Raw genomic sequence first — 12781 nt, forward strand, 5'->3', positions numbered from 1 at the left:
GGACCATGGCCGCCAATACATTCATCCTTGTGCTGTCCTGTGACGACAAGCCGGGCATCGTTGCCGCGGTGACGACGGAGCTGGCCGGCCTTGGCGCCAACATTGCCGAAAGCAGCCAGTTCTGGGATCGGCACACCAACAGCTTCTTCATGCGCATCGCCTTCCAGGCACCCGATGGCATGGTGCGTGACGATGTCGAGCGGGCGCTGCGGCCGGCTATCGACCGGTTCCAGATGCGCACCACGCTGACGGAGCCGACGCGCAAGCCGAGGATCGTCATCCTGGTGTCGAAGTTCGACCACGCGCTGTTGCACCTGCTCTACCAGATCCGCGTCGGCTGGCTGAACGCCGAAGTCGTCGCCATCGTTTCCAACCACGAGGACAGTCGGCGGACGGCGGACCTCGAAGCAGTGCCCTATCACCATTGGCCGGTGTCGAAGGCCAACAAGGCGGAGCAGGAGGAGAAGCTACTGCATCTCGTGCAGGAGACGGGCGCGGACCTGGTGATCCTGGCGCGTTACATGCAGGTCTTCTCCGACACCTTGTCGAAGCGTCTTTATGGCAAGGCGATCAACATCCACCACTCGTTCCTGCCGTCCTTCAAGGGGGCAAAACCCTATCACCAGGCCCATGAGCGCGGCGTCAAGCTGATCGGCGCTACGGCCCATTACGTCACCCCGGATCTCGACGAGGGCCCGATCATCGAGCAGGAGACCGAGCGTGTCAGCCACGCTTTGACGGCAGACGATTTCGTCGCCAGCGGCCGCGACATCGAAAGCCGCGTGCTGGCACGTGCCGTCAAGCTGCACCTGGAGCGGCGCGTCATGCTCAACGGTCACAAGACGGTCGTGTTCAGCTAACGGGGGTCTGCGGGATGCGGGCGGCGCTAGGGGTGCGGAAACTGGAAAACAGTCGCCTCAACCCATCACGACCTTCCGCGACGATGTCAAAGCTGCGGCCGAAGAGCAGCCACTGCGTGCAGAGGCCCAGCATCATCCAATGAAGCGTGCGGGTCGCCGATGTCGGCGTCCAGCTGTCGCGCATGTAGCCGCTGGCAAGGGCACGGGCGAATGCCAGCTCGAGCAGGGAATTGTGATGTTCGTCGAGTTCCCTGTGACGCGTCAGGACCTCGCTCATGTCGCCGTCGTAGTTGGTGCGCAGCATGATGGTGAGGATGCGCTGGCGTTGCTCGTCAGCAGCCAGAATATCGATCCAGGCACCCATCGCATCCTCGACGATTGCCAGCGTATCGGCGGTCTCGGCCTCGATCTCCTGGGCGATCATGTCTTCCTGGGGCAGGGGGACTGCGTCATGCAGGGCCAGGAAAAGATCGGTCTTGTTGGAAAAGTGCCAGTAGATGGCGCCGCGGGTCACGCCCGCTTCCTTGGCCACTTCCTCCAGCGTCGTGTTCGACACACCCTTTGCGTAGAACACACGTTCGGCAGCACTCAGGATCTTCTGCCGGGTTGCCTCCGCATCGGCTTTCGTTCGGCGCATTCATTCCTCCTTGCAGAACGGCCCGCCGAGAAGGCGGGCCGTCGATTGTCGTGTTACTCGGCGGGTGTCGGGGTCTCGGCTGCAGCCGGTGTGGCTTCGGTCTTCTTGCGTCCGAACAGCCTCGTGACGAACACGAAGAACACCGGAACGAAGAAGATCGCCAGCACCGTTGCCGAGATCATGCCACCCATCACGCCGGTGCCGATGGCGCGCTGGCTGCCCGAGCTTGCGCCCGTGGCGATCGCCAGCGGCAGAACGCCGAGCGTGAAGGCGAGCGACGTCATCAGGATCGGGCGGAAGCGCAGGTGCGCTGCCTCCAGCGTCGCGTCGATCAGCGACTTGCCCTGTTCACGCAGTTCCTTGGCGAACTCGATGATCAGGATGGCGTTCTTCGCCGACAAGCCGATGATCGCGATCAGGCCGACCTTGAAGTACACGTCGTTCGGCATGTCGCGCATGGTCACGGCCAGAACTGAGCCGATGACCCCCAGCGGAACCACCATGATGACCGCAACCGGGATCGACCAGCTCTCATAGAGCGCGGCCAGGCACAGGAAGACGAGCAGGCACGACAGCGCGATCAGCAGAGGCGCCTGGGTACCGGACTGGATTTCCTGGAGGGACTGGCCGGTCCATTCGTAGCCGAAGCCCGCCGGCAACTGTCCGGCAAGCCGCTGCATCTCGGCGATCGCGTCACCGGAGGAGTAGCCATGGGCCGCTTCGCCGCTGATGCGCACCGACGGATAGCCGTTGTAGCCAATCGTCTGGGTCGATGCCTTGACCCACTCGACGGTCGCAAAGGCCGAGAGCGGAACCATGCCGCCATTGGCGTTGCGGACGTTGAGGTTCAACAGATCAGCCGTCTGCATGCGCTGACCTTCGTCCGCCTGCACCGTCACGCGCTGCATGCGGCCGGCATTCGGGAAGTCGTTGACATAGGACGAGCCGAGGTTGGTCGAGATCGTCGAGTTGATGTCGGCAAACGTCACGCCGAAGGTATTGGCCTTTTCGCGGTCGATGGTCACGCTGACCTGAGCCGCATCGGGCATGCCTTCGAAGCGAACGCCGGTGACGATCTTGCTCTCAGCCGCAAGGCCGAGAAGCTGGTCGCGGGCCTGCGAGAGCGCCGCTTCGCCGAGGCCGCCGCGATCCTGCAGGCGGAAGGAGAAGCCGCCCGTGGTGCCGAGGCCCTGGATCGCCGGCGGCGACAGCGCAAAGCTGATCGCATCCTTGATCTGGCTCATCGCCATCGTCGCCCGCATCGCGATCGACTGCGCGGCGTTGTCGGCATCGCGTTCCTTCCAGTCCTTCAGCGTCACGAAGGCGAGCGCTGCGTTCTGTCCGGTGCCGAAGAAGGAGAAGCCGTTGATCGCGATGATGCGTTCGACAGCCGGCTCCTGGCCGAAGATCTTCTCCGCCTGTTCCACAACCTCGGTCGTGCGGTTGCCCGTCGCCTCAGAAGGGAGCTGCATCATGACGATCACGAAGCCCTGGTCTTCGTCCGGAAGGAACGACGACGGCAGCTTCATGAACAGCCAGCCGAGACCGGCCAGAACCGCAAGGTAGACGATCATGTAGCGGCCGGTCCGGTGGACCATATGCTTCACGATGCCGCTATAGCCATGCGAGGTCTTGTCGAAGCTGCGGTTGAACCAGCCGAAGAAGCCCCGCTTGGCGTGGTGGTGGCCCTTGGGAACCTGCTTCAGGAAGCTGGCGCACAGCGCCGGCGTCAGCGACAGCGCGAGCAGCGCCGAGAACAGGATCGACACGACCATCGTCAGCGAGAACTGGCGATAGATCACACCGACGGCGCCCGGGAAGAAGGCCATCGGAATGAACACCGAGGCCAGAACCAGCGTGATACCGATGACGGCGCCGGTGATCTGCTTCATCGCCTTGCGGGTGGCGTCCTTCGGCGTCAGCCCCTCTTCGGACATGATGCGTTCGACGTTCTCGACGACGATGATCGCATCGTCGACGAGGATGCCGATCGCCAGCACCATGCCGAACATGGTGAGCACGTTGATCGAGAAGCCCATTGCCAGCATCACCGCGCAGGTGCCGAGCAGGGCGACCGGCACGACGAGCGTCGGGATGATGGTGTAGCGGATGTTCTGCAGGAACAGGAACATCACGATGAAGACGAGCGCGACCGCTTCGACCAGCGTCGAAAGCACCTTCTCGATGGAAACGGCAACGAACGGCGAGGTGTCGTAAGGCACCGAATATTCGAGGCCCTGGGGGAAGAACTTCGACAGTTCTTCCATGCGCTCCTTGATCGCCGCAGACGTCGACATGGCGTTGCCGCTCGGCGACAGCTGCACGGCGATGGCCGCGGACGGCTTTCCGTTGAGTCGGGTCGAGAACGCATAGCTTTCGCCGCCGATTTCGACGCGTGCGACATCGCGCAGGCGGACGGAGGAGCCGTCCGGATTGGCGCGAAGCACGATCGCTCCGAATTCCTCGGCACTCGACAGCTGGCCCTTGACGACGACAGGAGCACTGATCTGCTGCGTGATCGGGTTCGGCTGCGCGCCGATCGAACCGGATGCGATCTGGGCGTTCTGTGCCTGGATGGCATTCGTCACGTCGGCGGCCGTCAGGTTGAGGCCGAGCATCTTGTCGGGGTCGAGCCAGATGCGCATCGAACGTTCGGTCGCAAACAGCTGCGCACGGCCGACGCCGGGCACACGCTGCACTTCGTTCAAAACGTTGCGGCTGAGATAGTCGCCGAGACCGATGGCATCCATCGAGCCGTCGGTCGAGGTAAGCGCGACGATCATCAGGAAGCCGGAGCCGGCTTCATCGACCTGCACGCCCTGGCGCTTGACCGAATCGGGCAGGCGCGGTTCGACGCGGCGCACGCGGTTCTGGATGTCGACGGCCGCCTGTCCCGGGTCTGTACCCGGTGCAAAGGTGGCACTGATGTCGACCGAGCCGGAAGCGCTGGAGGTCGATTCGAAATAGAGCAGGCCTTCGACGCCGTTCAGCTCGTTTTCGATCAGCCGGGTAACGCTCTGATAGGTGTCCTGCGACGACGCGCCGGGATAGCTCGTGTTGATGGAGATCTGTGGCGGTGCGACATCAGGATATTGCGATACCGGCAGAAGCGGTATCGCAATGATGCCGGCGATCATGATGAAGATCGCCACCACCCAGGCAAAAATCGGCCTGTCGATGAAAAAACTGGGCATTAATCAGCACTCACTTTGTGGCTTCAGCGGGCTTTTCTTCGGCCGCCGCGGTCGTCTGCGCTGCTTCGGCCGCGGGCTTGGCGTTCGGGTCCCAATCGGTTGGCTCGACCGGCGCACCGGGGCCGATCTTCTGGAAGCCTTCGACGATGACCTTTTCGCCGGGCTTCAGACCTGCCGTTACCTGCCAGCGGGTTCCGACGGTGCGTCCAAGCGTGACGTTGCGGAACTCGACCTTCTTGTCGGCGGTGACGACATAGACCTGCGACTGGCCGGCAACGTTGCGCTGGACGGCCTGCTGCGGCACGGTGATCGCGTCCTTCTCGACACCCTGCTGGACAAGCACGCGAACGTACATGCCGGGCAACAGGTCACCCTCGGGATTGGGGAACTCGCCGCGCAGCGTCACCTGGCCGGTCGTCGCATCGACCGCGGCCTCCGAGAACAGGAGCTTGCCCTTGTGTTCGTAGGGCGTGCCGTCGTCGAGGATCAGCTGAACCTCGGCTTCCTGCTCGCCGCTCAGCATCTTGCCGTCCTCGAGCGCCTTGCGCAGGCGGATGAGGTCGGTCGCCGACTGGGTAAAGTCGGCATAAAGCGGATCGAGCTGCTGGATCGTGGCGAGGTTTTCCGAGCTGTTGGCGCTGACCAGAGCACCCTCGGTGATCAGCGCGCGGCCGATCTGGCCGCTGATCGGTGCCGTCACGTTGGCATATTGCAGGTCGAGCTTGGCAGCAGCGAGACCGGCCTGCGCGATGGCGACGTCGGCAGCCGCTGCAGCGAGCAGGGCGGATGCATCGTCGAACTGCTGGGCGGCAACGACGTTGGCCTTCTTCAACGCTTCCTGGCGGGCGGCTTTCTGCTCGGCCTGGAGGCGCACGGCCTCGGCGCGGCGCAGCGTCGCCTCGGCCTTCTCGACCTGCACCTGGAAGGGAGCCGGGTCGATGCGGTAGAGCACGTCGCCTTCCTTCACCTTGGTGCCCTGCTGGAAGACGCGTTCGACGACGATGCCGGATACGCGCGGACGAACCTCGGCGACGCGTGTCGCTGTGATGCGGCCCGGCAGTTCGTTGGTGATCGGCAGCGTCTCCGACGCGGTCGTGAAGACGGCGACAGCCGATGGCGGGAAGGCGGGAGCGGCCTGTTCTTCTTGTTTCTGGCAGCCGGAAAGCAAAATCACGGTTGCCAAGGCGGCGGCCAGTGTCGGTCGGTTCATGCGCATAGCGATGTCCATATTCGGTGACCGTGCGCAGCCAGCGTGGGTCGCAGGGCTGCGCGGTCCGGAAGTGAAGGGAAGCAAGACCGGCATCGGGAACGGAAAATACCGGAACGCTAATATACAAACACAAATGTATGTTAATTTGCGCCGCAGTGCAACACCGTGATGCAGCGCGTTGAATCAACGAAAAAAATCAGCCGCCGCAGCGCTTTCGGCGCCACGGCGGCTTGATATCACCAAGCTGTGATCCGGCTATTTCGCCGGACTTGTCGCGTCAGGCCAGAACGCGGTCGTCGGCACCGAAGCGGTGCATGCTGCCGACCATCGGCGTCGCATAGACGATGTCGTCGGGGGCGTAGCGGTGTTCGCCGAAAAGCCGGACGGTGATCAGGCCGACCTGTTCGGACTCGAGATAGACGATCGTGTCGGCACCCAGATGCTCGACATGGACGACCTTGCCCTTCCAGTCGCCGCTCTCGCGCGACAGGCCGAGATGTTCCGGGCGGATGCCGATCGTCTTGGCGTTCTTGTCGCCGAGCCTGGCGCCATCGATGAAGTTCATCTGCGGTGAACCGATGAAGCCGGCGACAAAGACGTTGGCCGGACGATTGTAGAGATCCATCGGCGAGCCGATCTGCTCGATCTGGCCGGCATTCAGCACCACGATCTTGTCGGCAAGCGTCATCGCCTCGACCTGATCGTGGGTCACGTAGATCATCGTTGCCTTGAGGCTGCGGTGCAGCCGGGCGATCTCGAGCCGGGTGTTGACGCGTAGCGCGGCGTCGAGGTTCGACAACGGCTCGTCGAAGAGGAACAGTTTCGGCTCGCGCACGATGGCGCGGCCGATAGCGACGCGCTGACGCTGGCCGCCGGAAAGCTCCGCCGGGCGCCTTGCGAGATAGGGGTCGAGCGACAGCATGCTCGCAGCCTTGCCGACCTTGTCCTCGATCTCCGCCTTCGGCTTGCCGGCCTGCTTCAGGCCGAGGCCCATATTGTCCTTCACCGTCAGATGCGGATAGAGCGCATAGGACTGGAAGACCATGGCGATGCCGCGTTTGGCCGGCGCCACATGCCCGACCTCGACGCCGTCGATCTGGACGCTGCCGGAGGTCGCGTCCTCGAGGCCGGCGATGGTGCGCAGCAAGGTCGACTTGCCGCAGCCGGAAGGGCCGACGAAGATGACGAACTCGCCGTCTTTTACCTCGAGATCGATGCCCTTGAGAACCTCATGGCTGCCATAGGCCTTGCGGATGGATTTGAGTTGAAGTGATCCCACCTGATTGCCCCTCTTAAAGTTTGACCGGCTGGCCGCTACGCACGCTCTCATCCGCCGCAAGGCAGATGCGCAGCGACTGGACGGCGTCGTTCATGTGGCGGTCGAGATTGATATCTTCGCGGATGGCCTTCAGCACATAGGCCTGCTCACGATCGCACAGTTCCTGATGGCCCGGTTCGCCGTCCATGGTCAGGTCTTCGTCCGGTTTCAGGAACCGGCCGCCCGGACCGGTCTCGGCATTGTGCACGCGAATGACCGAGGTCTTGGTGTGGGTGTCGATATCGTCGGACTTGGCATTCGGATCCATGACGATTGACACCGAGCCCTTCGGCGACATCACGTCCTTCACGAAGAAGGCGGTCTCGGAGATCATCGGACCCCAGCCGGCTTCATACCAGCCGGCCGAACCGTCTTCGAAGATCACCTGCAGGTGGCCGTAATTGTACATGTTCTCAGCGATTTCGTCGGAAAGACGCAGGCCCATGCCGCGCACTTCCACCGGCTTGGCATCGGTGATCTGGCACATGACGTCGACGTAATGCACGCCGCAATCGACGATCGGCGGGGTCGTCTGCATCAGCGACTTGTGGGTTTCCCAGGTCGGGCCGCTCGACTGCTGGTTCAGGTTCATGCGGAAGACGTAAGGACCGCCGAGCTTGCGGGCTTCGGCAATCAGCCGGATCCACGAGGGGTGATGGCGCAAGATATAGCCGATGATCAGCTTGCGGCCATGCTTCTTGGCCGCCGCAACGACACGCTCGGCGTCGGCGACCGTCGTTGCCAGCGGCTTCTCCACGAACACGTCGCAGCCGGCTTCGAAGGCGGCGACCGCATAGTCGGCATGGCTGTCGGAATAGGTGCAGACCGAGCAGAGTTCCGGCTTCAGGTCTGCGAGCGCCCTGTTGAAATCCGGATGGATTTCGTAACCGCGAAGCTCTTCCGGAAGCTCGACCTTGGAGCGATTGACCAGGCCGACGATCTCGAAGCCGGGATTGTTGTGGTAGGCGAGCGCATGGCTGCGCCCCATGTTGCCGAGACCCGCGACGAGGACCCGGACCGGTTTGCTATCTGAACTCACTTGACTGCTCCTGCGGTGATGCCGCGGATCAGCTGCCGCGAGAAAATGACATAGAGGACGAGAACCGGAAGGATGGCGAGTGACAGGGCCGCAAGCACCGCATTCCAGTTGGTGACGAATTGGCCGATAAAGATCTGCGAGCCGAGGGTGACCGTCTTGGTCGCTTCCGCCGGCGCCAGGATCAGCGGGAACCACAGGTCGTTCCAGATCGGGATCATCGTGAACACGGCAACGGTCGCCATTGCCGGCCGGATCAGCGGCAGGACGAGGCGGAAGAAGATCGAGTATTCCGACAGCCCGTCGATGCGACCGGCGTTCTTCAGGTCATCGGACACCGTGCGCATGAATTCCGACAGGATGAACACCGCAAGCGGCAGGCCTTGCGCGGTATAGACGAGGATCAGCGCCGTCAGCGTGTTGACGAGGTTGGCCGCGACCATGCCCTGAAGGATGGCGACGGTGCCGAGCCGGATCGGGATCATGATGCCGATCGCGAGATAGAGCCCCATCAGCGTGTTGCCGCGGAAGCGATACTCGGAGAGGGCAAAGGCGGCCATGGCACCAAACAGCAGTACCAGCGCGATCGAAACGACCGTGACGATGAAGCTGTTCTGGAAGTAGGTGGCGAAATCGCCCTGGCCGAGCACCGTCTGGTAGCCGATCAGGCTGAAGGTCTGCGGTGTCGGGACCGACAACGGCGCGCGGAAGATGGCGTTTCGATCCTTGAACGAGTTGATGAACGTCAGGAACACCGGAAACAGCGAGATCAAAGTATAGGCGATCAGCGCGGCATGGACGAAGCCGGTGCGGAAAATGGAGTGGCGTGCTTGCATCTCGGCCTCCCTTAGAACTGATAGCGGCGCATGCGGCGCTGGATGACGAAGAGGTAGAGCGACACGCCGGCAAGGATGATCAGGAACATCACTGTCGCGATCGTCGCGCCCATCGAGCGGTCGCCGAGCTGCAGCTGGAAGCCGAAGAAGGTCCGGTAGAGCAGCGTGCCGAGAATGTCGGTCGAACCATCGGGACCGGCAAGTGCGCCCTGCACGGTGTAGACCAGGTCGAAAGCGTTGAAGTTGCCGACGAAGGTCAGGATCGAGATGATGCCGATGGCCGGCAGGATCAGCGGCAGCTTGATCTTCCAGAACTGGCTCCAGCCGGTGACGCCGTCGCATTCGGCGGCCTCGATCACTTCATCGGGAATATTGAGCAGCGCAGCATAGATCAGCATCATCGGGATGCCGACATATTGCCAGACCGAGATCAGCGACACGGCGATGAGCGCCGAGCCGGGCTTGCCGAGCCAGGGGGCGAACATCGACTTCAGGCCGACGAGATCGAGCATCCAGGGGGCCACGCCCCAGATCGGCGACAGGATCAGCTTCCAGATGAAGCCGACGATAACGAAGGAGAGCAGCGTCGGCAGGAAGATCGCCGTGCGGTAGAAGGTCACGAAACGCAGCTTCGGGATCGACAGCATGGCTGCGAGCGCTACGCCGATCGGGTTCTGCACGCACATGTGAATGATGAAGAAGATGACGTTGTTCTTCAGCGCGTTCCAGAAATCATGTGCCCAGCGTTCTTCGCCGAACAACACCTGGAAATTCGCCAGACCAACGAAGGTCGGCTGGCCGTCGACCGTGTTGAACAGGGAAAGGCGCAGCGTCTCGATCAGCGGCAGGATCATGACCGCAGAGTAGACCAGCAGGGCCGGCAGCAGAAAGACGAGGATGTGCCAGCGTTTCGGCCGTCTCACGGTCGGCTGTCCCTCTTGCAGTGAAGTGGCGTTGCTCATGGATCGTACCCGCTTGTTCGACCGGTTCCCTCAGGGATCATGATGCGTGTCGACGCCACGCGGCCGGTCTTGCCGCATAACGCCTGCCCCGATCCGGGCTCATGACGAAGGTTAAGGCTATCGCGTTCTTTTGCAAACGACTGCGTCGGGGACCTCCCCATCACGGGGAGGTCGGTGACGCTGCGGCTGGGGGAGTGCCTTCTTGGGCAATGTCCTCCCGCCCGGCCCTTGCTGCACCTTTCCTCGGGTCCCGCGGATCCGAGGATGAGAACATGCAGCAATTCATAGTGCTACGGCGACGGTAGCGCATCTTGACAGACGCTTGGCGCCGTAGGGCCGACCCTCCCCGTGAAGGGAGGGAACCAGTTGCGCTTACTTTGCCGGCTTGTACCAGCCGTCGAGACCCTTCTGCAGCTTTTCTGCAGCCACCTCAGGCGTATCCGTGCCGTTGATGACGTTTGCAGATTCGACCCAGGTCTCGTTTTCGAGGTTCGGCGTGCCGCGCGACAGGATCTGGTAGGTCGAGCGGATCGTCGGCTTGCACTTTTCGCGCCAGGAAACGAATTCCTGGGCGAGCGGATCGGCCATCTTCACGGCCGTCGAGTTCAGGCTGAAGAAGCCCGGCAGCGAGTTGGCATAGATGTCGGCGAATTCCGGCGACGAGATCCAGGTCAGGAGCTTCTTGGCTTCTTCGGCGTGCGCGCTCTTGGCATTGAGGCCGACGCCGATGTCGTTGTGGTCGGAGATGTAGCAAGCGTCGCCGGCGTTCTTAACCGGAGGCGGGAAGGCGCCCATCTTGAACTGGGCCTGGGTGTTGAACAGGCCGATTTCCCACGAGCCGGCCGGGTAGATCGCAGCGCGGCCGAGCGTGAACAGGTTCTGACTATCCGGGTAGGTCTGGGCTTCGAAACCGTCGCCGAGATAGTCCTTCCACTTGGCCAGAACCTTGTAGGGCTCGACCCAGGCAGCGTCGGTCAGCTTTTCTTCGCCCTTGATCAGCTTGGCGCGGCCTTCTTCACCCTTCCAGTAGGTCGGGCCGATGTTCTGGTAGCCCATGGTCGCGGCTTCCCAGAGGTCCTTGGTGCCCATCGCCATCGGGATGTAGTTGCCGTCGGCCTTGATCTTGTCGAGAGCCGCGAAGAATTCGGCTTCCGTCGTCGGGATCTGGATGCCGAGCTGGTCGAAGGCGTCCTTGTTGTAGATGAAGCCGTGGATGACCGAGGCCATCGGCACGCAGAAGGTGGCCGAGCCATCGTCCGTCGTCCAGGCGGACTTGGCGACCGGCGAGAAGTTCTCCATGCCCGGAAGCGCTGTCAGGTCGGCCAGGTGCTTCTTGTTGTAGAGTTCGAGCGAGGCGTCGAACGGGCGGCAGGTGATGAGGTCGCCAGCCGAGCCGGCGTCGAGCTTGGCGTTCAGCGCCGCGTTGTATTCGGTGGGCGCGGTCGGAGCGAACTTGACCTTGATGCCCGGATGCTTGGCTTCAAACGCCGGGATCAGCTTTTCCTGCCAGATCGCCAGGTCGTCGTTGCGCCAGCTTTCGATCGTCAGCGTCACATCCTCGGCGTGCGCCAGGCCGGCCGAGCCGAGAATGCTCGACGCGAGCAGCAGGCCCTTGAGTGTCGTACGGGTCATTTAGCTTCTCCCTCTTATATGCGCCGTTCTGGCGCGGTTTGAATCCCAGGTTTTTGTCAGGCCGAGACGATGTCGATCGCCCGGCGCAGATTCTGTTTGGTCTGGTTGAGCGCCGCCTCGGCGGCTGCAACGTCCTTCGCGCCCGAGGCGAGCAGGATGGCGATCTTGACCGAACCGGATGCGGCATTGATCAGCCGCCCGGCCTCAGGCGCGCTGACGCCGGTAATGTCGGTGACGATGCGCACCGCCCGGCCATGCAGCTTGATGTTGTCGGCGCGCAGATTGACCATGTGGCCATCGAGCACGTGGCCGAGATGGATGCCGACCAGGGTCGAGAACATGTTGAAGGCGATCTTCTGCGCCGTGCCCGCACCCATGCGCGTCGAGCCGGAAACGACTTCCGGCGGCGTCTGCAGCAGGATGGCGACATCAGCGTCCTTGAAGAGGGCCGCACCCGGATTGTTGGCGACGGCGATCACCTTGGCGCCGAGCTTGCGCGCCTCGTCGGCTGCGGCGAGCGCATAGGGTGTCGAACCGCTGGCCGACACCGAGACCAGACAGTCGCCCGCAGCGATGCCAGCCTTGCGTACGTCTTCGCGCGCCAGATCCATGTCGTCTTCGTAACCGCCGGCAAGGTCGCTGAGGCTGGCGGCGCCGCCTGCAAGCAGAATGACGATCTGGTCGTGCGGGATACCATAGGTGCCGGGGAGTTCCAGCGCATCGGCCATGGCCATCAGGCCCGAGCTGCCGGCGCCGGCATAGGCGAGCCTGTGTCCGGCACCAAGCGCTTCTGCGGCCAGGGACGCAGCAGTGGAAATCTGCTCGATCGCAGCGTCTACGACCTTTGCTGCCGCCTGCTGCCCGGATGCGAGCAGCCGAAGCGCGAGGGCTGGATGCATGACATCCAGGCCTTTGGCATTGTCGTGACGCTCCTCGGTCTTCACTGAAGGCATAGGTTGTGTCTCCTCTGGGCGAATTAATGCCAAAAAAATACCAATTGTCTAGGAGAATTTACATTTTGAAGCCAGAAAAAAGCAATCGCTGAAATTATCCATTGTTATTCAGTGCGTTATTTCAAAATCGCATGTCGAGACCA

At 62.6% G+C, this 12781-nt stretch carries 10 protein-coding genes; 1 reads left to right on the forward strand and 9 read right to left on the reverse strand.

Annotation, left to right across the window (positions count from 1 at the left end; translation table 11 throughout):
- The first annotated feature begins 5 nt into the window (after window positions 1-5).
- Complete coding sequence (gene purU, locus AC07UR_RS00340; RefSeq protein WP_209788306.1) at window positions 6-860, forward strand: formyltetrahydrofolate deformylase; 855 nt, start codon at window positions 6-8, stop codon at window positions 858-860.
- Here purU and AC07UR_RS00345 read toward each other — a convergent pair.
- The 9 genes from AC07UR_RS00345 to AC07UR_RS00385 form a co-directional block, all read right to left on the reverse strand.
- Complete coding sequence (locus AC07UR_RS00345) at window positions 853-1497, reverse strand: TetR family transcriptional regulator (protein WP_173418579.1); 645 nt, start codon at window positions 1495-1497, stop codon at window positions 853-855. The two genes, purU and AC07UR_RS00345, sit on opposite strands and share 8 nt — an antisense overlap.
- A gap of 53 nt (window positions 1498-1550) precedes the next feature.
- Window positions 1551-4691, reverse strand: coding sequence for a multidrug efflux RND transporter permease subunit (locus AC07UR_RS00350; RefSeq protein ID WP_209788304.1), 3141 nt, complete (start codon window positions 4689-4691; stop codon window positions 1551-1553).
- A 10-nt stretch (window positions 4692-4701) separates the two neighbouring features.
- The gene (locus tag AC07UR_RS00355) at window positions 4702-5907 is read right to left on the reverse strand and encodes an efflux RND transporter periplasmic adaptor subunit (protein WP_486599030.1); all 1206 of its coding nucleotides are present in this window, start codon (window positions 5905-5907) and stop codon (window positions 4702-4704) included.
- 271 nt (window positions 5908-6178) lie between these two features.
- Complete coding sequence (locus AC07UR_RS00360; RefSeq protein ID WP_173418582.1) at window positions 6179-7180, reverse strand: ABC transporter ATP-binding protein; 1002 nt, start codon at window positions 7178-7180, stop codon at window positions 6179-6181.
- A gap of 13 nt (window positions 7181-7193) precedes the next feature.
- Window positions 7194-8258 (reverse strand): Gfo/Idh/MocA family protein, encoded by a 1065-nt coding sequence (locus tag AC07UR_RS00365; RefSeq protein WP_209788303.1) that lies wholly within the window; start codon window positions 8256-8258, stop codon window positions 7194-7196.
- On the reverse strand, window positions 8255-9091 hold the full coding sequence (locus tag AC07UR_RS00370; RefSeq protein ID WP_209788300.1) for a carbohydrate ABC transporter permease: 837 nt from the start codon (window positions 9089-9091) through the stop codon (window positions 8255-8257). Before AC07UR_RS00370 ends, AC07UR_RS00365 begins: the two co-directional genes overlap by 4 nt.
- A gap of 11 nt (window positions 9092-9102) precedes the next feature.
- The gene (locus AC07UR_RS00375; RefSeq protein ID WP_209788297.1) at window positions 9103-10053 is read right to left on the reverse strand and encodes a carbohydrate ABC transporter permease; all 951 of its coding nucleotides are present in this window, start codon (window positions 10051-10053) and stop codon (window positions 9103-9105) included.
- 372 nt (window positions 10054-10425) lie between these two features.
- On the reverse strand, window positions 10426-11685 hold the full coding sequence (locus AC07UR_RS00380; protein WP_173418586.1) for an ABC transporter substrate-binding protein: 1260 nt from the start codon (window positions 11683-11685) through the stop codon (window positions 10426-10428).
- Between the two features lie 56 nt (window positions 11686-11741).
- The gene (locus AC07UR_RS00385) at window positions 11742-12638 is read right to left on the reverse strand and encodes an N-acetylmuramic acid 6-phosphate etherase (RefSeq protein ID WP_173418587.1); all 897 of its coding nucleotides are present in this window, start codon (window positions 12636-12638) and stop codon (window positions 11742-11744) included.
- Window positions 12639-12781 lie beyond the last annotated feature (143 nt).

The sequence above is a fragment of the Ensifer sp. GW821-FHT05G01 genome (genome assembly GCF_059419585.1).